The 21475-nt window shown below is 66.4% G+C and carries 28 protein-coding genes and 1 other RNA gene; 21 read left to right on the forward strand and 8 right to left on the reverse strand.

Translation table 11 applies throughout. The features are described from left to right. Positions 1 to 15: 15 nt before the first annotated feature. The 5 genes from miaA to ACP69S_RS07430 all read left to right on the forward strand — a co-directional run bounded on the left by miaA (position 16) and on the right by ACP69S_RS07430 (position 4952). Positions 16 to 885, forward strand: coding sequence for a tRNA (adenosine(37)-N6)-dimethylallyltransferase MiaA (miaA, locus tag ACP69S_RS07410; RefSeq protein ID WP_425995931.1), 870 nt, complete (start codon positions 16 to 18; stop codon positions 883 to 885). A 29-nt stretch (positions 886 to 914) separates the two neighbouring features. Continuing rightward, the gene (locus ACP69S_RS07415; protein ID WP_425995932.1) at positions 915 to 1400 is read left to right on the forward strand and encodes a CinA family protein; all 486 of its coding nucleotides are present in this window, start codon (positions 915 to 917) and stop codon (positions 1398 to 1400) included. 244 nt (positions 1401 to 1644) lie between these two features. Further along, positions 1645 to 3453, forward strand: coding sequence for an acetolactate synthase 3 large subunit (locus tag ACP69S_RS07420; RefSeq protein WP_425995933.1), 1809 nt, complete (start codon positions 1645 to 1647; stop codon positions 3451 to 3453). A 44-nt stretch (positions 3454 to 3497) separates the two neighbouring features. Further along, on the forward strand, positions 3498 to 4052 hold the full coding sequence (gene ilvN, locus ACP69S_RS07425) for an acetolactate synthase small subunit (RefSeq protein WP_425995934.1): 555 nt from the start codon (positions 3498 to 3500) through the stop codon (positions 4050 to 4052). Positions 4053 to 4064: 12 nt separating this feature from the next. Next, positions 4065 to 4952 (forward strand): hypothetical protein, encoded by an 888-nt coding sequence (locus tag ACP69S_RS07430; RefSeq protein WP_425995935.1) that lies wholly within the window; start codon positions 4065 to 4067, stop codon positions 4950 to 4952. On the opposite strand, the gene ACP69S_RS07435 is transcribed toward ACP69S_RS07430, so the two are convergent. Both ACP69S_RS07435 and ACP69S_RS07440 read right to left on the reverse strand, forming a co-directional pair. After that, entirely contained in the window at positions 4930 to 5178 is a 249-nt protein-coding gene (locus tag ACP69S_RS07435) for an aquaporin (RefSeq protein ID WP_425995936.1), read from the reverse strand. The two genes, ACP69S_RS07430 and ACP69S_RS07435, sit on opposite strands and share 23 nt — an antisense overlap. A 77-nt stretch (positions 5179 to 5255) precedes the next feature. After that, positions 5256 to 6212: an AraC family transcriptional regulator gene (locus ACP69S_RS07440; protein WP_425995937.1), complete on the reverse strand. Its 957-nt coding sequence runs from the start codon at positions 6210 to 6212 to the stop codon at positions 5256 to 5258. 179 nt (positions 6213 to 6391) lie between these two features. Here ACP69S_RS07440 and ACP69S_RS07445 point away from each other — a divergent pair, with 179 nt between their 5' ends. From ACP69S_RS07445 to ACP69S_RS07475, 7 genes are all read left to right on the forward strand, one after another. Beyond that, entirely contained in the window at positions 6392 to 6535 is a 144-nt protein-coding gene (locus tag ACP69S_RS07445) for a hypothetical protein (RefSeq protein WP_425995938.1), read from the forward strand. A gap of 227 nt (positions 6536 to 6762) precedes the next feature. Further along, positions 6763 to 7128: a transfer-messenger RNA gene (gene ssrA, locus ACP69S_RS07450) on the forward strand. Positions 7129 to 7477: 349 nt separating this feature from the next. After that, positions 7478 to 7960 (forward strand): SspB family protein, encoded by a 483-nt coding sequence (locus ACP69S_RS07455; protein WP_425995939.1) that lies wholly within the window; start codon positions 7478 to 7480, stop codon positions 7958 to 7960. Between the two features lie 3 nt (positions 7961 to 7963). After that, positions 7964 to 8434 (forward strand): PaaI family thioesterase, encoded by a 471-nt coding sequence (locus ACP69S_RS07460; protein ID WP_425995940.1) that lies wholly within the window; start codon positions 7964 to 7966, stop codon positions 8432 to 8434. Between the two features lie 9 nt (positions 8435 to 8443). Further along, positions 8444 to 9229, forward strand: coding sequence for a C13 family peptidase (locus ACP69S_RS07465; RefSeq protein ID WP_425995941.1), 786 nt, complete (start codon positions 8444 to 8446; stop codon positions 9227 to 9229). A 102-nt stretch (positions 9230 to 9331) separates the two neighbouring features. After that, positions 9332 to 11455 (forward strand): serine hydrolase domain-containing protein, encoded by a 2124-nt coding sequence (locus ACP69S_RS07470; RefSeq protein ID WP_425995942.1) that lies wholly within the window; start codon positions 9332 to 9334, stop codon positions 11453 to 11455. Positions 11456 to 11521: 66 nt separating this feature from the next. Continuing rightward, positions 11522 to 11908 (forward strand): hypothetical protein, encoded by a 387-nt coding sequence (locus ACP69S_RS07475; RefSeq protein ID WP_425995943.1) that lies wholly within the window; start codon positions 11522 to 11524, stop codon positions 11906 to 11908. On the opposite strand, the gene ACP69S_RS07480 is transcribed toward ACP69S_RS07475, so the two are convergent. After that, a complete protein-coding gene (locus ACP69S_RS07480) occupies positions 11876 to 12316 on the reverse strand; it encodes a RusA family crossover junction endodeoxyribonuclease (RefSeq protein ID WP_425995998.1) in 441 nt (146 codons plus the stop codon). The two genes, ACP69S_RS07475 and ACP69S_RS07480, sit on opposite strands and share 33 nt — an antisense overlap. Next, complete coding sequence (locus tag ACP69S_RS07485; protein WP_425995944.1) at positions 12274 to 12813, reverse strand: DUF1697 domain-containing protein; 540 nt, start codon at positions 12811 to 12813, stop codon at positions 12274 to 12276. Before ACP69S_RS07485 ends, ACP69S_RS07480 begins: the two co-directional genes overlap by 43 nt. 125 nt (positions 12814 to 12938) lie before the next feature. Here ACP69S_RS07485 and fumC point away from each other — a divergent pair, with 125 nt between their 5' ends. The 6 genes from fumC (at position 12939) to ACP69S_RS07515 (ending at position 16108) form a co-directional block, all read left to right on the forward strand. Further along, positions 12939 to 14330: a class II fumarate hydratase gene (gene fumC / locus ACP69S_RS07490; RefSeq protein WP_425995945.1), complete on the forward strand. Its 1392-nt coding sequence runs from the start codon at positions 12939 to 12941 to the stop codon at positions 14328 to 14330. A gap of 4 nt (positions 14331 to 14334) precedes the next feature. Next, positions 14335 to 14742 carry a DoxX family protein gene (locus ACP69S_RS07495; protein ID WP_425995946.1) on the forward strand — a complete coding sequence of 136 codons (408 nt, stop codon included), beginning with the start codon at positions 14335 to 14337 and terminating at the stop codon, positions 14740 to 14742. 78 nt (positions 14743 to 14820) lie between these two features. Further along, positions 14821 to 15360 (forward strand): AAA family ATPase, encoded by a 540-nt coding sequence (locus tag ACP69S_RS07500; protein WP_425995947.1) that lies wholly within the window; start codon positions 14821 to 14823, stop codon positions 15358 to 15360. Then, positions 15339 to 15542, forward strand: a complete 204-nt coding sequence (locus ACP69S_RS07505; RefSeq protein WP_425995948.1) for a hypothetical protein — start codon at positions 15339 to 15341, stop codon at positions 15540 to 15542. Before ACP69S_RS07500 ends, ACP69S_RS07505 begins: the two co-directional genes overlap by 22 nt. After that, a complete protein-coding gene (locus tag ACP69S_RS07510; RefSeq protein WP_425995949.1) occupies positions 15539 to 15799 on the forward strand; it encodes a type II toxin-antitoxin system CcdA family antitoxin in 261 nt (86 codons plus the stop codon). The genes ACP69S_RS07505 and ACP69S_RS07510 overlap by 4 nt, the downstream gene beginning before the upstream one ends. Further along, on the forward strand, positions 15800 to 16108 hold the full coding sequence (locus tag ACP69S_RS07515; protein ID WP_425995950.1) for a CcdB family protein: 309 nt from the start codon (positions 15800 to 15802) through the stop codon (positions 16106 to 16108). 3 nt (positions 16109 to 16111) lie between these two features. Here ACP69S_RS07515 and ACP69S_RS07520 read toward each other — a convergent pair whose 3' ends face one another. Further along, positions 16112 to 16516, reverse strand: coding sequence for a YccF domain-containing protein (locus ACP69S_RS07520; protein WP_425995951.1), 405 nt, complete (start codon positions 16514 to 16516; stop codon positions 16112 to 16114). 194 nt (positions 16517 to 16710) lie between these two features. Between ACP69S_RS07520 and ACP69S_RS07525 the strand changes: the two genes are divergently transcribed. After that, the gene (locus ACP69S_RS07525; protein ID WP_425995952.1) at positions 16711 to 17562 is read left to right on the forward strand and encodes an FkbM family methyltransferase; all 852 of its coding nucleotides are present in this window, start codon (positions 16711 to 16713) and stop codon (positions 17560 to 17562) included. Positions 17563 to 17565: 3 nt separating this feature from the next. Here ACP69S_RS07525 and ACP69S_RS07530 read toward each other — a convergent pair whose 3' ends face one another. Both ACP69S_RS07530 and ACP69S_RS07535 read right to left on the reverse strand, forming a co-directional pair. Then, a complete protein-coding gene (locus ACP69S_RS07530) occupies positions 17566 to 18159 on the reverse strand; it encodes a hypothetical protein (protein WP_425995953.1) in 594 nt (197 codons plus the stop codon). Beyond that, positions 18159 to 19169 (reverse strand): polyprenyl synthetase family protein, encoded by a 1011-nt coding sequence (locus tag ACP69S_RS07535; protein WP_425995954.1) that lies wholly within the window; start codon positions 19167 to 19169, stop codon positions 18159 to 18161. Before ACP69S_RS07535 ends, ACP69S_RS07530 begins: the two co-directional genes overlap by 1 nt. Before the next feature lie 226 nt (positions 19170 to 19395). Here ACP69S_RS07535 and ACP69S_RS07540 point away from each other — a divergent pair, with 226 nt between their 5' ends. Further along, complete coding sequence (locus tag ACP69S_RS07540; protein WP_425995999.1) at positions 19396 to 20055, forward strand: tRNA1(Val) (adenine(37)-N6)-methyltransferase; 660 nt, start codon at positions 19396 to 19398, stop codon at positions 20053 to 20055. Positions 20056 to 20058: 3 nt separating this feature from the next. Here ACP69S_RS07540 and ACP69S_RS07545 read toward each other — a convergent pair whose 3' ends face one another. Next, on the reverse strand, positions 20059 to 20622 hold the full coding sequence (locus tag ACP69S_RS07545) for a nucleoside 2-deoxyribosyltransferase (RefSeq protein WP_425995955.1): 564 nt from the start codon (positions 20620 to 20622) through the stop codon (positions 20059 to 20061). A 54-nt stretch (positions 20623 to 20676) separates the two neighbouring features. Here ACP69S_RS07545 and ACP69S_RS07550 point away from each other — a divergent pair, with 54 nt between their 5' ends. Continuing rightward, the gene (locus tag ACP69S_RS07550; protein ID WP_425995956.1) at positions 20677 to 21474 is read left to right on the forward strand and encodes a CAP domain-containing protein; all 798 of its coding nucleotides are present in this window, start codon (positions 20677 to 20679) and stop codon (positions 21472 to 21474) included. Position 21475: the final 1 nt, after the last annotated feature.

Consider the following 21475-nt stretch of genomic DNA (forward strand, 5'->3'; position numbering starts at 1 on the left):
GGCCTCGACCCAAGATTGTCCCAGACTCGCATCACACTCATCGCTGGCCCGACCGCAAGCGGCAAGTCGGCTTTCGCCATGCGTCTAGCCCAGGAAATCGGCGGCGAGATCGTCAACGCCGACTCCATGCAGATCTATGCTGACCTGCGAGTGCTGACCGCCGGGCCGTCCCCGGAAGAAATGGCGGCGGCTCCACATCACCTGTTCGGCACGGTCGACGCGGCCCAGACCTGGTCGGTCGGAAAATGGCTGGAAGCCGCCATGATCGCCCTGCGCGACATCGACCATCGCGGCAAGCCAGCCGTCGTGGTCGGCGGCACAGGCCTCTATTTCCGCGCCCTGACCCATGGTCTGGCTGATGTGCCCGCTGTGTCGGACACCCAGCGGGAGATCTCTGGCCTGCTCTATGCCGCCCAGGGCGAGCACGAGTTTCGCGAGGACCTGGCCAAGCTCGATCCCGAAGCCGCCACCCGCATCGAGGTCGGCGACCGCCAGCGCCTGCTGCGCGCCCACGCCGTTGCCGTGGCCACCGGCCGATCCCTGACCGCCTGGCAAAACGACACCCGCCCCTCGCTGGCGCCTGGCAGTTGGAAGGGCGTGATCCTCGATCCCCCCCGCGCGGAACTCTATGCCCGTTGCGACGCCCGCCTGGAGGTGATGGTCGAGAATGGGGCGCTTGGGGAAGTGGCGGCCATCGAGGCCCGCGGCCTCAGCCCCGCCCTGCCTGCTCTCAAGGCCTTGGGCTATCGCGAGTTGGCCAGCCACCTGCGCGGCGAGACGACCCTGGACCAGGCCCTGGACGCCGCACGGCAGGAAACCCGCCGCTACGCCAAGCGTCAGCTCACTTGGTTCAGGAACCAGACCCCCGACTGGGAGCGGGTTTGACCCCTCCTGCCCATGACAAGGAACGCCTGATGTCCGACCTGAACGCCCTCGCCGAACGCGTCGCCGAACGCCTGATCGCGCGGGGCGAAACCGTCGCCATCGCCGAGTCCTCTTCGGGCGGCCTGATCTCGGCGGCCTTGCTGGCGGTGCCGGGCGCGTCGAAGTTCTATGTCGGCGGCGCGGTGGTCTACACGGCGCGCGCCAGGCTGACCCTGATGGACATTCCGCAGAAGGCCATGGACGGTCTTCGTTCCGCTAGTGAGCCTTACGCCGTGATGCTGGCCCGCGTGGCGCGCAAGAACTTGAAGGCAACCTGGGGCCTGTCTGAGACTGGCGCGGCGGGCCCGGATGGCAACCGTTATGGAGACCTGCCAGGCCACACCTGCACGGCCGTGGTCAGCGAGGAGACGTCGGTCAGCGCCACCCTGGAAACCGGCAGCGACGAGCGTCCGGCCAACATGCAGGCCTTCGCGGGGGCCGCGCTGCGGCTGTTGCTCGAGACGCTGGACGGCTGAATTGGGACAATAGGGCACATCCATGCCTTCAAACCGGCCTTGACGGCCCCTTTGGCGCATGGCATCACCCTCCACGTAGCTTTGGAGCAAGACTCGTGCGCAAAACCATGATCGTACTTATGGAGCGGCTGTCCGCGATGTGACCTCGAAGTCACGTCGTAGTTCAGTCGCGCGCGCAAAGGTCCTTCGGGACCTTTTTTCTTTTCAGCTTTCCCCTTCCAGCTTCCCCCTACGGACCACCGCCATGACCGCCCACCAAACCATCGAGAGCCAGGCTCCCGCCGCCGCCGACACCTCACGCGCCATGACCGGCGCCGAGATCGTGGTTCGCGGCCTCGTGGACCAGGGCGTCGAGGTGCTGTTCGGCTATCCGGGCGGTGCGGTCCTGCCGATCTATGACGCATTGTTCCATGAGCCTCGCCTGCAGCACATCCTGGTCCGCCACGAGCAGGGCGCGACCCACGCCGCCGAGGGCTATGCGCGCAGCTCGGGCAAGCCGGGCGTCGTTCTGGTCACCTCGGGCCCGGGCGCCACCAACGCCATCACCGGCATCATGGACGCCCTGATGGACTCCATTCCGATGGTCGTCATCACCGGCCAGGTCCCCACGCACCTGATCGGCACCGACGCCTTCCAGGAGGCCGACACAGTCGGCATGACCCGCTCGTGCACCAAGCACAACTATCTGGTCAAAGACGTCCGCGACCTGCCGCAGATCATCCATGAGGCGTTCAAGATCGCCACTACCGGCCGACCTGGCCCGGTGCTGATCGACATCCCCAAGGACGTCCAGTTCGCCAAGGGCGAATATTACGGCCCGACCGAGGTCTCATCGACCCACGCCTATAATCCACGGACCAAGGGCGAACCGAGCCGCATCGCCGAGGCAGCGGCCCTGATCGCCCGCGCCCGCCGGCCGATCTTCTATACCGGCGGCGGAGTCATCAACGCCGGTCCCCGCGCCAGCGAACTGCTGCGCGAGTTCCAGGCCATGACCGGCGCGCCGGTCACCTCGACCCTGATGGGTCTGGGCGCCTTCCCGGCCGCCGATCCAGCCTGGATGGGCATGCTGGGCATGCACGGCACCTTCGAAGCCAACAACGCCATGCACGACTGCGACGTGATGATCTGCGTCGGCGCCCGCTTCGACGACCGCGTCACTGGCCGGCTGGACGCCTTCTCGCCAGGCTCCAAGAAGATCCACATCGATATCGACGCCTCGTCGATCAACAAGAACGTCCGCGTCGACCTGCCGATCATCGGCGACGCCGGCAGCATCCTTGAAGATCTGATCGCAGCCTGGAAGTCCGCCGGCCACCAGCCTAACAAGGCCGCGCTGAGCGACTGGTGGGCCCAGATCGACACCTGGCGCGCTCGCCAGTGCCTGAACTATCGCGGCTCGGAAACCACCATCAAGCCACAGTACGCCATCGAGCGTCTGTACGAGCTGACCAAGGGCCGCGACACCTACATCACCACCGAGGTCGGCCAGCACCAGATGTGGGCCGCGCAGTTCTATCGCTTCGAGGAGCCCAACCGCTGGATGACCTCGGGCGGCCTGGGCACCATGGGCTACGGCCTGCCTGCCGCCATCGGGGTGCAGATGGCCCATCCGGGCGCCTTGGTCATCGACATCGCCGGCGAAGCCTCGATCCAGATGTGCATCCAGGAGCTGTCGACGGCGATCCAGTTCAACCTGCCGGTCAAGATCTTCATCATCAACAACGAGTGGATGGGCATGGTCCGTCAGTGGCAGCAGCTGCTGCACGGCGAGCGTTACAGCCACTCCTATTCCGACAGCCTGCCCGACTTCGTGAAGCTGGCCGAAGCCTACGGCGCCGTCGGCATCCGCTGCAGCGACCCGGCCGAGCTGGACGGCAAGATCCTGGAGATGATCAACAGCGACAAGGTCGTGGTCTTTGACTGCCGCGTCGAGAAGCACGAAAACTGCCTGCCGATGATCCCCTCAGGCAAGGCCCACAACGAGATGATCATGGGCGAGGTCGAGGACATCGGGAACGTGATCGGCGAGGCTGGGGCAGGGTTGGTTTAAGCTGCCCCTCGCCCTTCGGTCCCTCTTTGCTTAGAAACGACCCCATGACCAACGCCCCCGCCGCCTCCGGATCCGCCTACGACATGCCCGTCGCCTCTGAAGCCGAGCAGACCGCGACCTTCGCCCTGCTGGTCGATAACGAACCGGGCGTGCTGCATCGCGTGGTCGGGCTGTTCGCCGCGCGCGGCTACAATATCGAGAGCCTCACGGTCGCCGAGACCGACCACAAGGCCCACACCAGCCGCATCACCGTGGTGACGCGCGGCACCCGTCATGTGCTGGACCAGATCGAGGCTCAACTTCAGAAGGTGGTCAGCGTTCGCCGCGTCCACGACGTGACCCGCGACCCCAACGGCGTCGAGCGTGAGCTGGCCCTGGTCAAGGTGCGCGGCTCGGGCGCCGACCGGGTCGAGGCCCTGCGGGTCGCCGACATCTTCCGCGCCAAGCCGGTGGACACCACCCTTGAGAGCTTCGTCTTCGAGATATCTGGCGCGCCGTCCAAGATCGACAAGTTCCTGGACCTGATGCGCCCGCTGGGCCTGGTGGAACTTTCCCGCACGGGGGTGCTTTCCATCGAGCGGGGCATTGAAGGTATGTAGCGGAGTACGGCGATGAGCCTTGCTGGATTGATCGCAGGGCTGGCCCTCGCCGCCCAGCAGGCCGCGCCTCCGTTTACGCCCAACCTGCCGCCACCTGATCCAGCTGTCTGGTGGTCGCCAGAGACGCCTCGCCCGTCTTCCGATCTCGATCCTCTCTATGGCCGTCGTCTCGGCCGCCGTGAGGAGCCGATCCCCATCGCCAATGGCGTCGAGCCCCTGCTCTATCGGCTCTGGGGCCTGCAGCCGCTTCAGAACCAGTTGGTGCGACGCGGCGAGATGATGCTGGAGGTCTGGGCCAGGCCCTCGCGCGGGGTGCGCCAGACGGTGATCCGTGTCACCACCCGCCGCGACGGCCGCGCCTTTGTCCAGGCCCGCGCAGGTCAGGGGTGCTGCACGCCGGAGATCGACCGCCGGGTCGACATCAACGCCGAGCTGCCCTCTGAACAAATCCCTGCGCTGAAAGCCCTGATCGGCGATGCGGTGTGGGACCAGCCGCGCGACGTGACGGTCGACTACGGTGACGGCTCGGTGTCGCCCGTGTGCCTCGACGGCGTGGCCTGGGACATCACCCTGCTGATCGCGGGTCAGGCGCGGCATCTGCGGCGAGCCTGCGACGACGCCGAGGTAGGTTCTATCGCCCATGTCCTGGGCCTGGCCCTGAATGCGGCGGTGGGGCGAGATGCCCGCTTCGACGCGGTGTTCCCGCGAGGCGCGGACGTCTCGCGCCAGCATATGGCCTATGAGCAGTTGATCGCCTCCGGCGGCCTGCTGAAGCCCGCAGCCAATGCTCGGCCCCAGCCGCCCTCCGTGCCGCTACCGCCCGAGGATGAACGGGAGGCCGGGGCGTCGGCGGCGATCCCGCCGACGCCCCGGCCGGTCAGCCCACCTTCAGGATTTTGAAGCGGTAGAGAAGCGCGCACAGCACAGCCCCGATCGCAGGGGCCACGAAGAACAGCCACAGCTGCGCCAGGGCCTGCCCGCCGACAAGCACCGCCGGGCCAAAGGAGCGGGCCGGATTGACCGCCACGCCAGTGACCTGAATGCCGACGATGTGGATCACGGCCAAGGCGATGCCGATGCCCAGACCGACAAAGCCCGGCCCGGCATCGGAGCCGGTTCCCAACATTTTGACCCAGGCCCTTGGCGACGCCGCCCGCGATGCAGCACAGGTTGACAGCGCCCGCCCCCCGCCCGCGAACTGGGCTACAGGCCTTTCCGACCTGAGGCTTCATCAGGTCGGAAAGGCCTGTAGGCTTCCATCACCATGGCCGGACAATCCCTCAGCCGGGCGGCGTCTCGCAAAGGCGGGGCTCCGAACAGCCGCGCATATTCGCGGCTGAACTGGGAGGCGCTGTAATAGCCGACAGCGTGTCCCGCCGCCGCGGCGTCGATGTGCTGGATCAGGATCAGCCGGCGCGCCTCCTGCAGACGAAGCTGCTTTTGGTACTGCAGAGGACTGAGCGCCGTCACCGCCTTGAAGTGCTGGTGCAGGGTCGAGACGCTCATCCGCGCCTCTTCCGCCACCGCTTCGATGCGAAAAGGCTGGTCGTAGTTGCGCTTGATCCAGCCGATGGCGCGACTGACCTGGCGCAGGCGGCCGTCGGCGCGGCAGATCTGGGCCAGGCGCGCGCCATGCTCGTCGGTCATGACGCGATACAGGATCTCGCGCTCGATCAGCGGGGCCAGGATCGGCGCGTCTTCTGGGCTCTCCAGAAGGCGCACCATCCGCATCGTGGCGTCGATCAACGCCGGGTTCAGCAGGCCGACCGCAAGACCGCAGGCCGTTGAAGCCTCGGCCTCGAGCCGCGCCGCTAGGCCTGCCTCCATCATCAGCTCGCTGATCACCGCAGGATCCAGCCTCATGCGGAAACACAGATAGGGCGCCTCGGGCGAGGCCTCGATCACCTGCCCCACGACCGGCACATCCACCGCTGCCAGGAAGTAGTTGGTCGAGCCATAATGATGCACGGCGTCACCGGCCAGAACCCGCTTGCGGCCCTGAACCAGCACACATAGCGAGGGCTCATGCACCGCATGGACCGGTTCACTTGGCCTCGTGGCGCGATACAGGCTCATGCGAGGCCCGCAACAGGTCTCGTTGACGCCCTCTTCAGGCGTGAATCGTTCAATCAGCGCCGCGAGCTTTTCACGTGCGTCCATCTCAAATCCCTTGATTGATTGACCTAGCTCAAGGGCCGTTCAACGTCACGCGTTCGAACGGCATCTCGGATTATCGAGCAATCAACGCGGACCATTGATCTATCGGATTTCGAGCGCCGTCGGTCATAGTGGCCTTGTTCCGCCGCAACGCGGCCCGCCCCCAATTCAGAGTCCTTTGCATGACCCGCCACACGCCCCGCCGGGCGGTCGCGGCGCCGCGCTGGTTCGCCGCCGCCCTGATGGCCGGCGCAGCCACGATCGTCGCCGTTTCGGCCATTCCGCCCTCTCCCGCCGCCCACACAGAATGGAGGAGCGCCCAATGATCGCCCACACTCCCGTTTCCGGCATCTGGTCCTCGCCCGATGGACGCATCAGCCTCAGCTTCGCCTGGACGGCTCGTTCCGCGAACGCCACGCCACGCTGCGAGAAGCCTTCACCTGCGTCTATGTGCTGGTCGGCGAAAAACTGAAGCTGTTCGAAGGCTCCGGGGCCGTCGCCACGGGCCGTCTGGCCGATGGCCGCCTCAGCATTGGTGAAGAAGACGCTGACGAGCCTTCCATCCGGAGCGCGAACCCCCTATATTGTGAATGTCCGGTCTCGGCCGGACTATGGGGATAAACGCGCACGTAATAAACGGACTGGACCCGGGTGCGATTCCCGGCGGCTCCACCAATCTCTCCCAAGTTATCATGGGACTGCATGGGGCCGATCAGCATCGACAGACGTGTAAAGGTGTAATGCTTTCTCTCGGCGTGGCTCACCGTATCGGGCCGCCAAACTAACTGCGAACGATAACTTCGCTGAAGAGTTCGCTATCGCTGCGTAATGCGGTGCTAGCGAATTCGCCTCTTAAGTCCTAGGGGTTCAGATCCTTAGGCGGGGCCCGGAGGGAGCCTGCCAACAGAATCCCTCCACTTTCCACAAGTGGCAGCCGGGGCTCCCTCCTCTCTCTTCGAGAAGGAATGGGGGAGCCTGCCAACAGAATCCCTCCACTTTCCACGAGTGGCAGCCGGGGCTCCCTCCTCTCTCTTCGAGAAGGAATGGGGGAGCCTGCCAACAGAATCCATCCACTTTCCACAAGTGGCAGCCGGGGCTCCCTCCTCTCTCTTCGAGAAGGAATGGGGGAGCCTGCCAACAGAATCCCTCCACTTTAACCATTCCCAAAATTTGTGCCGTCGGCGCCGCTTCCCGCATCTTTGCCCGGGGGCCGTGACGCGCTACGCTGGGAGTCTTGTTTCAGTTCCCCAGTTTCTAGACGGACCGCAATGGCCCCCACCAATCCGCCTGAAGACCTTATGCAATACGAGGCCATGGCCCAGGACGCCCTGCGCGGCGTCGTGAAGGCGGCCCTGAAGAAGGCGGCGGCTCCTGGCGGTCTGCCCGAGCCGCATCATCTCTACATCACGTTCAAGACCCAGGCGGCCGGCGTGTCAGGTCCGCAGGACCTGCTGGGCAAATATCCCGACGAGATGACCATCATCCTGCAGCACCAGTACTGGGACCTGGCGCCGGGCGAGACCTTCTTCTCGGTCACCCTGAAGTTCGGCGGCCAGCCCAAGCGCCTGTCGGTGCCCTATGCGGCCGTGACCCGATTCTACGATCCGTCCGTGCAGTTCGCCCTGCAGTTCGAGGCCCCCGACGTGGTTCCGCCGGAACCAACCGTCGAGCCCGAGCCAGACGCCCCCACCGAGGGCGGCGGCGAGGACGCGCCGAAGATCATTTCCCTCGACCAGTTCCGGAAGAAGTAGCGGGTGAGCGACGTCGCGGCGAACGAATCCAGGGTTCTGACCGACGAGGAGATCCTCGAGCGTTTCCGCGCGTCCAAGAGCCAGCCTTCGGGCTCGCGCACCCTTGGCTTCCAGCTGTTGGCCGTTCGCCAGGCCGACCGCGAGGTCGAGGTGGGCTTCGAGGCGCGCGCCGACCTGCTGTGCAACCCGATGGGCCAGATCCAGGGCGGTTATGTCTGCGCCATGCTGGACGAGTGCATGTCGGTGGCTGGCCTGATCAGTTCGGGCATGACCCACGTCGTCCCGACGCTGGAGATGAAGACCAGCTTCCTGAGGCCCGCGATGCCCGGGCCTCTGCGCGCCGTCGGGCGGGTGGTGAAGTGGGGCAAGACCGTCTGCTTCACCGAGGGCGAGCTCTACGACGGCGAGGGCCGGCTGCTGGCCAAGGCCTCCGGCACCGCCATCCCGACCCCCTTCGACCGGTTCAAGAAATAGGAGCCGGCTATGCGGAGCACGGCGGGCATTCTTGTCAGCGTTCTCCTGCTCACCCTGACGTCGTTCGCTCCCTTGGGACCGGCCTTCGCCGAAGCGCCGTTCTCCCGCTGGTCGGCCGTCGTCGTGGCCGGCGATTGGCGCGCCAACTCCGGCGCCTCGACCGAGGCCTTCGACAACGCCCGGCGAGACGTCGCCCTCACCCTGACCGACATCGGTTTCGATCCGGCCGCAGTGCGCCAGTTCTCTGTGCGGCCGGCCCGCTATCCCGCCGTCGCACCAGGCCCTTCTAACGCGCGCTCGGTCCACGCCGGCCTCAAGCAAAGCGCCCGAACGACCAAGGCCGGCTGCCTGTTCTATATCAGCTCGCATGGCGGCCCCGAGGGCGCCCTGCTGGGCGAGGACCTGCTGCGACCGCAGCAGTTGGCGGCCCTGATCGCCGACGCCTGCCCCTCGCGCCCGACCGTGGTGGTGATCTCGGCCTGTTTCTCGGGCGTGTTTGTTCCGGCGCTGAGGAAGCCCGACCGCATGATCCTGACCGCCGCCCGCCCCGACCGGGCCTCGTTCGGCTGCGGCGAGGGCGACAAATATCCGTTCTTCGACGACTGCTTCCTGTCGTCCGCGCGGCAGGCCACGGACTTCATCGCCTTGGGCGCGGCGGTCCAGACCTGCGTGGCGCGAAAGGAGGTCGAGGTCGGGGCGGAACCAGCCTCCGAGCCCCAGGTCTGGATCGGCGCGGCCCTGCGACCACTGCTGCCGCTCTATGCGTTCGCACGGACCAAATCCGGATCGCCGTGAGAGTCTCCCCAGCAATAGACGCCAATAGCGCACGCCGGCCTTTGAACGCGCTGCGAGGCGCCCTAGAAGTCGGCTGAAGTCATTCAGCCTGAGGGGTCGGCCTTGACGTCGCGCTTTTCGTCCAGAGCCGCTCTGATCGCGGCCATGATCGGTTTTCTGGTGTCGGCGAGCCTCGCCCAGGCCCAGGAACCCGCGCCGCCGCCTCAGTCCGAGCCCATCGCGCCCTCGGTATCCGAAGGCCCCAAACCCTATACCAGCCTGCGCCGTCGTCCCCGGCCCCGACCCGCCGCGCCCCGCCAGACGGTCAGCGGGCCGGTCGTCGCGCCCGCTGCGCCCATCGCTCCGCCCGTCGCCGGCGTCACGCCCCTGCCGCCCGCCGAGCTTGAAGCCTTCGTCGACGGCCTCGTTCGCCGCAGCATGGTCGAGGACCACATCGCCGGCGTAACCATCGCCGTCGTCCAGAACGGCCAGGTGGTGCTGAAGAAGGGCTATGGCGTCGCCAGCCTCAAGGAGCGCCGCGCGGTCGATCCCGACAGGACCCTGTTCCGTATTGCCTCGATCTCCAAGACGTTCACCTGGATCGCCCTGATGAACGAAATCGAGGCCGGCCGCATGCGGCTGGACGGTCCGGTGAACCTCTACCTGCCCGAGTCTCTGCAGGTGCGCGGCAAGGACCAGGCTCCTGTCCAGCTTCGCCACCTGATGACCCATACGGCAGGGTTTGAGGACCGGGCCATGGGCCAGCTGTTCGAGCACGACTGGAAGCGCGTCCGGCCCCTGAACGAATATCTGCGCCAAGAGCGACCGCGCCGCGTGCGCGAGCCCGGCGCCCTGCCGGCCTATTCCAACTATGGCGTGGCCCTGGCCGGCGCCGCCGTGGCCAATGTCACCGGCAAGCCGTTCGAGCAGCTGGTCGCCGAGGAGATCATCTTCCCGGCCGGCATGACCCGGACCACCTTCCGGGACGCCCACCCATGGAGCGACGGCCTGCCCGCGCCGATGGCCCCTGCCCTCGCCGCCGACCGCTCGGCGGGCTTTCGCTGGACGCAGCTTGGCTGGCGCGAGCAGCCGGCCGAAATGACCGGCCAGATCGCCCCGGCGGGCGGCGCGTCGTCGACGGCGGCGGACATGAGCCGCTACATGATGCTGCTGCTGGGCAATGGCACGATCGACGGCAAGACGATCTATTCGCCGCGCACCGCCCAGGCCTTCCGCACGCCCATGTATCAACCTGCTCCGGAAGCTGCGGGCTGGAACGCCGGCTTCCAGGACATCGCCCTGCCCGGCGGTCGCCGCGGCTTTGGCCATAACGGCGCCACCCTGTGGTTCTTCTCCAACATGGTCGTCGTTCCCGACCTGGGGCTGGGCGTGTTCATCGCCGTGAACACCGACACCGGCGCCCAGCTGCCTTCGGTGGTGCCCACCGCCATCGTCGAACGCTTCTATGCGCCGCGCCCCGCTGTCCCCATCGCGCGTCCGCTGAGCGCCGACGCGGCCCGGATCTATGAGGGCGACTATCTGGGCACGCGCCGCGCCTATCGCGGCCTAGAAGGCTTTATCGGCCGCATCACCCAGCGCGCCCAGGTGCGCGTCACGCCCGACGGCCAACTGGCCATGCTGACGGACGGCAAGTCCACCCTGTGGAACGCCACCGACAAGCCAGGCGTGTTTCAGGCAAGCGACAGCGCCAGAACCCTGGTCTTCGAAACCGCAGGAGGCCGCGCCACGCGGTTCTATGGCTCGACCGGCTTCGCGGCATTCGAGCGGATAGGCTTCCCGATGAGTGCCGGGCTCCTGACCTGGATCGTGTCGCTTTCGGCCTTCGCCGCCATCGCCACCCTAGCCGGCGTGTTCATGCGCGACCGTCGCGAGACGCGCCAGACCCCGACCCAGACCCGAGCCAATCTGCTGCAGACCACCCAGGCTACGCTGTGGCTGATCGCCCTGTGCTGCGTGGGCGTGTTCGCCGCCAAGTCTGGCGACATCGCCTGGGTGTTCTATGGCTGGCCGAGTGGCTGGTTGGTAATCGCCTCGGCCTGCGCCCTGGTAGCCAGCGTCTTGACCGCCGTCACCCTGGTCATGGCTCCGGTAGTCTGGCGCGGCGGACGGCGGGTCGACAGCTGGACCACGCTGCGAAAGCTAGCCTTCACCTGCACCGCCCTGCTCTACACCGCCCTGACGATCCTGCTGACACTATGGAATTTCCTGCTGCCCTGGAGCGGCTGATCCGCTCCAGAACCGGCGCTGGAATTGCACTGTTCTCCCATGGGAAGACCTTTGGGAGGGGACGACGTGTCAAAGCAGGACGGTTTGATATTTGGCGGAGCGGGTCTTGGAGCCTGGCTGGCGGCGACGGCGTTTTACGCCGCGTTCGGAGGCGGGGTTCTGGAGAGCGCCTTCTGGTTCTATGCGATCAACGCCTTCGCAGCGGCGGCCTTCGTGACCTTCGTGTTCCACGCTGCGGCGCGCCTGCGCCACGTCAGGCGGGGCAAGCGCATGCTGCCGATGCTGACCTTCGCCGCGCCCGGCCTGATGGCCAGCGCCGTGGTGATCGGCCAGTTCGAGATGCTGATGCCCTCCGCCGACCCGGTCAGCCTGGGCCGCTATGGCGCCTTCTTGATGGTGCTGTTCACAGCCTTGGCCGCCTCAGCCTTCGAGCGTGCGCCGCAAAAGGCCTGAGGCGCGCTTTCGCACCAGGATGATGATCCGCTCGCGATCCCCCGGCCGGCGCTCCACCAGCAGCCGGCCGACCTGGGCGTCGTCGTGGAAGGCATAGCCCTTGATCGAGTCCAGCAGCGCCTTGGCCAGGTTGTCGAGGTCCATCCACGGCGGCTCGCCGACATATTCCATGAAGATGTCGACCTCGAATTCGCCCCAGGCCGGCCGCGCGCCGCGCCAGACCTTGCGGAAGAACTCGTAGATAAGCGGCTTGTAGTACTTGCCTTGGGTCGTCAGGCCATCGACGACGAGGGTCAGTTCGCCGCCGACCTCGCGGGCGCGGACCTTGCCGTGGTGGGTCCAGTCCTGTCCGTCGAGATTGAGGGTCACAGGCCCACCATCTGCGCCAGCTTCTGAACCGTGTTCCAGTTGCGGGCCGTGCCTACAGGCTGGCGCTTGGTCTTCTTCCATTCCCGGTCCAGCAGCGAGTCAGCCATGCCGATCGGGAAATCGATATAGAGCTCGCGTCCTATCGCCTGGAGCGTCTCCGGCCCTGTAATCGCCGCGCGCAGGATCTCGACATCGGCCTGGGCGATGGGCGCCTTCAGGAAGTTGACCAGCAGGTGGTTAGGTCGGGTCTTGGCCTGTTCCTTATAAGGATTGGCGGCGATGACAGCCTTCAGTTCGGCCGGCGAGCGCACCATGAAGTCGGTCCGCAGGCCCATGCGCTTTTCGAGCCCGTCCTCCAGCCGCTTCTCCAACGCCTCGCCGCCTTCCGCCGCGCCCCACAGCACGAGATTGCCGCTGGCCAGCAGCGTCCTGGCGTCGTCGAAACCCAGGCCCCTGGCCAGGCCCAGCATGTCGTCCTTAAGGACCTTGCGGCCACCGACATTGACGGCGCGCAGCAGGGCGATGTGCGGGCTCATGGGCATCTCCAACCAGCCGGATTGGCGAGCCGTAAGGCCGTGCGCGCCATATCGCAACCACGACGTTGCTCTGCGCCCGCCTTGGGTCTAGACCGCGCTCGACCGTTTTTCCGGAGACCCGCCGCATGACCGCCACGCGCATTGAGACCGACACCTTCGGCCCCATCGAAGTCGCCGCCGACCGCTACTGGGGCGCCCAGGCCCAGCGCTCGCTCGGCAACTTCAAGATCGGGTGGGAAAAGCAGCCCCTGCCGATCGTGCGGGCGCTTGGGATCGTCAAGCGCGCCGCCGCTGAAGCCAATCTGGCTCTGGGCAAGCTGGATCCGAAGGTCGCCGAGACCATCGTCGCAGCCGCCAACGAGGTCATTGAAGGCAAGCTGAACGATCACTTCCCGCTGGTGGTCTGGCAAACCGGTTCCGGCACCCAGTCGAACATGAACGCCAACGAGGTGATCTCGAACCGCGCCATCGAGATGCTGGGCGGCGAGATGGGCTCCAAGAAGCCAGTCCATCCCAACGACCACGTCAATATGAGCCAGTCGTCGAACGACACCTTCCCGACGGCCATGCACATCGCGTGTGCCGAGCAGGTAGTCCATGACCTGCTGCCCGCCCTCAAGCACCTCCACAAGGCCCTGGCCGCCAAGGCCGCCGAGTGGAAGGACATCATCAAGATCGGCCGCACCCACACCCAGGACGCCACACCCCTGACGCTGGGCCAGGAGTTCGGCGGCTACGCCCAGCAGATCGAGAACGGCATCGCCCGCATCGAGATGACCCTGCCGATGCTGATGCAGCTGGCCCAGGGAGGCACCGCCGTCGGCACCGGCCTGAACGCTCCCGTCGGCTTTGCCGAACTGGTCGCTGAGAAGATCGCCGCCGTCACGGGCCTTGCCTTCACGACCGCGCCGAACAAGTTCGAGGCCCTGGCCGCCCACGACGCCATGGTCTTCACCCACGGGGCCATCAACACGGTTGCCGCCAGCCTGTTCAAGATCGCCAACGACATCCGCTTCCTGGGCTCAGGCCCGCGCGCCGGCCTCGGCGAACTGGCCCTGCCGGAGAACGAGCCTGGTTCGTCGATCATGCCGGGCAAGGTCAATCCGACCCAGTCCGAAGCCCTGACCCAGGTCTGCGCCCAGGTGTTTGGCAACCACTCGACCCTGACCTTCGCCGGCAGCCAGGGCCATTTCGAACTCAACGTCTTCAACCCGGTGATGGCATACAACTTCCTGCAGTCAGTGCGCCTGGTGGCAGACGCCGCGATCAGCTTCACCGACAACTGCGTCGTCGGCATCGAACCGCGCATCGACAACATCAGGAAGGGCGTCGAAAATAGCCTGATGCTGGTCACGGCCCTGAACGGCAAGCTCGGCTACGACGCCTGCGCCAAGATCGCCAAGACGGCACACAAGAACGGCACCACCCTGCGCGAGGAAGCCGTCGGCGGCGGCTATCTGACAAACGAGGAGTTCGACCAATATGTGCGCCCGGAAAACATGATCTCGCCCGGCTGATCGCATGGATGCCCGTGGTTGCACCCGTCTGCTGATCGCGGCCATCTATGCGCCGTTCGGCGTCCTGCACATCGTGTCCAGCGGCGGCTTCCTGTCGATCATGCCGCCGCTGGTTCCGTTTCCGCGCGAAGTGGTGATCCTGACCGGTCTTTGCGAGATCGCCGGCGCCGCAGGACTGCTGATCCCCCGAACACGCCGGCTGGCGAGCATCATGCTGGCGCTGTACGCGCTGTGCGTCTGGCCGGCCAATATCTATCACGCCTTGAGCGGCGTCTCCGCGCCGCCGCTGCCCAGTTCCTGGTGGTATCACGCCCCGCGACTGTTGATCCTGCAGCCGCTCCTCATCTGGGCGCCGCTCTGGGCCGCTGGTGTTCTGCGCTGGCCATTTGGTCGGCCGGATAGACCGGACTGACCGTTCTTCAAGGTGCGACTTTCGATTGCAAACATCGCCCGATGTGCAATCTTCGAGGGAACGTATCGGGAACTTTAGATGACCGTGCTCGGCCGTCCCTATTGGATCGAAGCTCTGATCCAGCGCCGTGAAGGCTGGGATCCGGAGGCTTACCCCTTCAACCTGCCGGTGCTGCGTGGTCTGGAGAGCATCGCCTTCCATCCACGTGTGACCTTTCTGGTCGGTGAGAACGGTTCGGGGAAATCGACCCTGATCGAGGCTCTGGCAGTGGCGTGGGGCTTCAATGCCGAAGGCGGGTCAAAGGACCATCGCTACTCGACCCGAGAGTCGCATTCGCCGCTACACCAGTTCGTGCGACCCGTCCGGGCGCCGATCAAAGCCAGGGACGGCTATTTCTTGCGCGCCGAAAGCTTCTTCACCACGGCGAGTTATCTGGAAGCCTCCGGCACGAGCCGACGCGGCCAGATGGGGCTGCATGAGCGGTCACATGGCGAGATCATCGCTTCGAGGGCGACGGCCTCTATATCCTCGATGAGCCAGAAGCCGCCCTGTCGCCCAGTCGGCAGCTGTCGTTTCTGGCCAAGCTGCACCAGTTGGTGCTGGCCCGGTCGCGACTGATCATCGCCACCCATTCGCCGATCATTCTCGGCTATACCGACGCGTGGATCTACGAGACCTCCGAACGCGGTCTGGAGCGAGTGGAGTATGAGGACCTCGACCACGTCACGGTGACCCGCAGCTTCCTCAACCGCCGCCAGACCATCCTGGACGTGCTGCTGTCGGAGGATGAGGAGGGATGATACGCTCGCGGCCCATGGACGCCCCGCAACGCGATCTCGAAATTGACGCCGAACTGCTGGCCCAGGCCCAGCGGCTAGGGCTTTCCGTCGCCGGCCTGAGCGAAACCCAGCTCCGCCTGCATCTGCAGAAGGTCGATCCCGCCGGCGCCGAGGAACGGGCGAGGCGGTGGGCGGAGGAGAACGCAGAGGCGATCCGCGATCATCAGGAACGCATCGACAGATACGGCGCTTTCGGCGACGACATGCGCACTTGGTAGGTGCGGCAGTTCGAAGTCCGTCACAATATTTCGGCGTCAAGACTCTATGCGCCGTTTGTCGTGGTGATGCAGTCCCACTTGCTGGAGGCGATGCCGACAGTTCTGGTGGCGCCGATGCTGCGTGGCGACGGGCGCCAAGTCTATACGAAGGTCAGCCTTTCGATCGCCTTTCAGGGCAACGGCTATGTCCTTTCCGTTGGCGAACTCGTCGCCGTCGATGTCCGGCTTGTCGGCGGTCGCGTCGGCTCCGTCGTTGAGCACGAAGACGAAATCCGTCGCGCCCTCGACCGTCTATTCACCGGCTTCTGACGCCTATCGCCGAACCTCCACCACCTCGCGGCCGATTGGAGCCAGCGCGATGAGGGCCAACTGGAAGTCCTTGATGGCGAAGGGGATGCCAATGATCGTGATCGCCTCGGCGAAGGCGATAATCAGATGGCTGAGCGCGATGTACCAGCCGGCGAAGACGAACCAGATCACGTTAAGTACGAAGCCCAGGGGGCCGGTGCCCAGGTCGCTCTTGCCGGCGACAATCTCGCGACTGACGATCTCCTTGCCGAACGGCCAGAAGGCAAAGCCGGCGATGCGCCACGCCGCGCCCGTATAGGGCAGGCCAACGATGGTGATGGCCAGGATCAGGCCGCCCAGCAGCCACAGCAGGCCCGAAAGCCATCCGCCCAGGATGAACCAAAGGATATTGAGGATCGTCCGGATCACGATGGCGGCTCCCAGCCCTTAACCAGGCCATACAGTTGGGGTCTATCGCCGGCCTTGTCGAGAACCCACGGCGCGGGTTACGGCGATTTCACCGCCTCCCCCAGCCTTGGGGAGTATGGCGGGACGGCGAAAATCGGATAGTTACCCGCTAGCACAGGGCGCGAGGGAAATTCGCGTCGCCGACGAGGACGATCATGGGCCTGTTCCGCAAGAAGCGTCGACCGATCGAACTGCCGGCCGGCGTGGCCCCGACCCTGATGGAAGTGAAGTTCCGCGGCTGCGCGTTCTGGATGCCCGAACACTGGGTGATCACGCGCCAGCTGGACGACGGCAAGGACTACGAGCCCTGGGTGCTCGACTATTTTCTTCAGACCCTCCAGCCCGGCATGACCGTGCTGGACGTCGGGGCTAGCTGGGGCGCTTTCGCCCTGCCGGCCGCCAGGAAGGTCGGCGCGACGGGGAAGGTCATTGCGATCGAGATGAGCGCCGGCAACGGCCGGGTGCTGCTGGAAAGCGCCAAGGCCAGCGGCGTGACCAACATGCAGCTACTGCTGGTCGGCGTGTCCGATCGCCTGGGCACGGAATATCTGCGCCGCCAGACCGTGCACAACAACTTCCAGATGGAACCGCCCACCGACGGCATCCCCGAGGACCTGGACGCGTTCGACATCGCGCCCGTCGTGCCTCTGGACCTTTTGCGCGCCGACTTCGGCAAGGTCGACGTGCTGAAGATCGACATCGAAGGGATGGAATATCGCGCCTTCATGGGCGCCCGGGCCCTGATGGCCGAACAGAAGCCGATCACCTTCCTGGAATATTCGCCGCGCTTCCAGAGCGAGATCTCCGGCGCGGACGGGTCGGCCTTGCTGACCTTCTTCCTCGACCTCGGCTACAGCGTCGAAATCCTGCATCGCAAGAAAAAACGTGAACTCGTGGTTGGCGACACAGCCGCTCAAGTCATCGCCCAGGTTGACGCGGCCTGGAACCGCCATGTCGAGGACGACAAGGGCACGCATCTGGACCTATGCCTGACGGCAAAGGGCTGAGGCCTATTTGATAATTTGCCAGCGCCTGGTCCAACGGCCTTTGAAGATCTGCGACAGCGCCAGAAGGTAGATGCCGGCGTAAATCACCGTCCCGACCGCGATCAGCGCCCAGGCCCAAGGACCCGGTGCGTGCAGGGTCGGAGCGGTGGTGACCCAGTCGTGGCGCGGCGAGGTCAGTTCCAGCCACAGCCCGCCCACCCAGGCGGCGGAGAACAGGGCAACGATCGGGTATCGCAGAATAGGATTGCGCTGAACCAGCAACCAAGTCTGGATCACGGTCGTCATCAGGCCGACGGCCAGGCCAGCTATCCACGGCCACCAAGGACCCGGGACCAGCTGCGCCGCCCGCAAACCGGCCCAGCAAGGCGCCCACAGCACGGGTCCGAGCATCAGCACGATCAGCAAGACGCCGACCAGCACCCCCAGCCCGCCGCCAATCACCTTGCCAGCCGCCTCGCCAGCCTCTTGGGCCCGGACATTGGGATCGCCGCCCGGATTGGCGGGCGAGGTTGAGATGATGGTTTTCAGGGACGGCAGGCGCTCGCCCGGCGCGGCCTTGGGCAGCCCGAGCTGGACGGGCTTCTTCCGTCGCGCCATCAGGCTCTCCGGCTGACCGCGAAGTCGGCCAGGCTTTCCAGCGCCACGCGCCAGTCACTGGCCGGGAAAATCGCCAGCGCGGCCTTGGCCTTGTCGGCATAGTCGCCGGCCAGGTCCAGGGTGGCGTCAAGCGCGCCCGAGCCGATGATCAGTTCGCGTGCCCGGCGGAAATCGGCTTCCGTCTGTTCGCGGCGGCCAATGGCCCGCTCCCAGAACTCCGCTTCGCGCGGGCCAGAACGCGCGATGGCCAGCAGCAGCGGCAAGGTGGCCTTGCCTTCGCGGAAGTCGTCGCCGGCGTTCTTGCCGAGTGTTTCAGTCACGCCGCCATAGTCGAGAGCGTCGTCCGCCAGCTGGAACGCCAGGCCCAGGTTCATGCCATAGGCTCGCAGGGCGTCGGAACGGGTCTTGTCGATCCCGGCCGAAACCGCGCCGGCCTCCGAAGCCGCGGCGAACAGCTCGGCGGTCTTGGCGGCGATGATATCGAGATAGATGGCCTGCGAGAGATTGAGGTCGTGGCTGCGAGTCAGCTGAAGCACCTCGCCTTCGGCGATCACGCGGCTGGCGCGGGCCAGGATCTCCAGCGCCTTCATCGAGTTGGTCTCGACCATCAGCTCGAAAGCCCGGGCGAACAGGAAGTCGCCGACCAGCACGCTTTGCGCCGCGCCCCAGATCAGGTGAGCGGCGACCTTGCCGCGACGCAACTGGCTGCCGTCGACCACGTCGTCATGCAACAGGGTGGCGGTATGGATGAACTCGACCGAGGCGGCCAGCTTCAGGCAGGCGTCGTTGTCCGAGCCAGCCAAGCGCGCGGCGGCCACGGTCAGCAGCGGACGCAGGCGCTTGCCGCCAGCGGCGATCAGGTGCTCGGCAAGAGCCGGGATCACCGGCACGTCGCTCTGCATGCGTTCGGTGATCAGGCGGTCGACCCCGCCCATATCGGCGGCCGCCAGACGCACCAGTCGATCCACCGATCCCGGCTCACGGGCGAGGGTCGCTGCAACTGCGTCCAAGACGTTACTCTCCTTGCCGACGCCCCGGGCACACTGCCCATGGGCGATCGGGCTATTATCCACCCCCCAGCAGGATCAGCCGTTGCAGGGAACAATGGTGGCGGGATAGGTCACGGTCAAGGCAAGCACAAGGCTTGATGCGTTGGACGACACTCAGCTTACCGAAGATCGCGTGCTGAACGGCCGTGTCCTCCTGCGCCAGCAGGCCGGCGGATACAGGGCTGGCATGGACGCGGCGCTGCTGGCCGCGACCTGCGACGCCGGCCCGGGCGACCGGGTGATAGAAGCCGGCTGCGGGGTGGGCGGCGCGCTGCTGGCGGCAGCCGCTCGTCGCCCGGGAAGCCGATTCCATGGAGTGGAACGCGATCCACAGGCCGCCGAACTGGCGCGCGGCAATGCGGCGCTCAATAAGATGTCAGACCGGGTCGAGATCACCACGGGCGAGGTCGAGGTCGGTTTCCGCGCCTTGGACTTGCCCGTCTTCGATGCAGCGATGAGCAATCCGCCCTTCTTTGACGACCCCGGCGCGCTGCGCGCCCCCTCCCCGGCCAAGACCGGGGCCTGGATGGCCGACGGCGGGCTGGCGGCCTGGACGGGTTTCCTGCTCAAAGCCGTGCGCGAAGGCGGGAGCATCACCATCATCCACCGCGCCGACAGGCTGGCTGACATACTGGCGCTGCTGGCCCCCAAGGCGGGGTCGTTCAAGGTGCGGCCCATCCAGCCGTTCGCCGACGCGCCCGCCAAGCGCGTGATCGTGCGAGCGATCAAGACCGGCAAGGCGCCGCTCGTGCTGTTCCCGGCCTTGGTGCTGCACGAGCGTGACGGCGGCCATCACTCGGCGGCGGCGGAGGCGATTTTCCGGGGTGAAGCAGATCTGGGGTGGTGATCCCTACTCCGCGTACAGCCTCAAAGCTTCGAGACACAGCTCTAGTCCTGTCAGGTCGTGCAGCGGATCCGACGTGACGATCACGAACAAGCGCCGCGCCTCGGCCCACAGCATCACGGTCTCGGGCAGGCCGTAGTCCTCGACCACGCAGCCGTCGCCGTCGCGCCAGACACCCGCCTCATCCCGCTGGGCGCCGACAAACGATTCCACCCGATCGACATATTCGGCCTGGGATTCGTCGGGCACATTCAGATAGGCGAAGATCGGACGCCCCAAGCCCGCCAGCACGCCGGTTTCGAAGGCCGCGCCCGGATCGGCCGAGGGTCCGCGCCACGGGGTCAGATTGACCACCCCGGCGTCGGCCTGACGCAATCGCGCCATGCGGGCGGCGTAGAGTTCGCGGGCTTCGAGCTCGGAACTATGGTCCGAACCCTGAGGTACCGGATCCGGGGTCAGGCCGGTGAAGCCGGCGTCGATGCAATGGGTCCGCTGGCGCGCGGCCTGGGCCTCGAAATCGGGGAGCCAGACATCGGGGCCGGCCAGCCATATGGAACGCACGGGACGCATCGGGTCTTAGAGCTTGGTCCCGGGGGTTCCTGTCAATCTTTGTTAAGGGCCGCGATGCCGCAAATTCTTCGAAGAACCCTGCTGACTGCGCCGCTGGCCTTGGCCGCCGGCTTGGCCCACGCCGCGCCCATAGCGCGCTGGCAGGCCTATGACCGCAGGCTGCGGAGAGGGCTGAACGATGCGGCGGGCGGCGACTTCGACGACGGCTTCGAAGACACCTTGCTGGACCTCAACAACATCATCCGCGAGCGCCAGGGCGTGGCTCCGCTACAGCCCGACAGGGGCCTGACCCTGGCCGCCCGCGCCCATGCCGCCGACATGGCGGTCAGCGGGGTCTTCGACCACGTCACACCGGATGGCTTCAGCGCCGCCGGGAGGGTCGGCCTGCTGGCCCGCGACCTGGTCGGCGCGCCGGGCGAGAACATCGCCATGCGCCGCAACGCCGCCGGCGCGGTGCAGCCCGACCAGATCATGAACCAGTGGCGCGGCAGTCCCGGCCACCGGGCCAATCTGGTGGCGCGCGGCTTTACCCACGTGGGCTACGGCGTGCTGCGCCAAGGCCCGCGCGTGATCGCCGTGGGCGCCTATGCCGAGGTTACCGCCCGGCTCGCGCGGCCGGCGCCGCTGCGCGTAAGATCAGCCGACGAGATCGCCGCCGCCCTGTCGCGCGCGACGCCGGCCATCGGCCAGTTCTCGGTCTCCGAGCCCGGCGGCGACGTCTTGACCGCCACCTATGGCGGCGGGCGCTCGCCGACGGTGCTGGCCCCCGGCGCCTGGCAGCTGCGCCCGCACATCGCCTCGGGCGAGCGCCGTTACCAAGTGGCCTGGGGGCCGGTTTTCTTCCTGGGCTAGC

This window comes from Caulobacter sp. DWR1-3-2b1 (assembly GCF_049895765.1).
GTDB lineage: Bacteria > Pseudomonadota > Alphaproteobacteria > Caulobacterales > Caulobacteraceae > Caulobacter.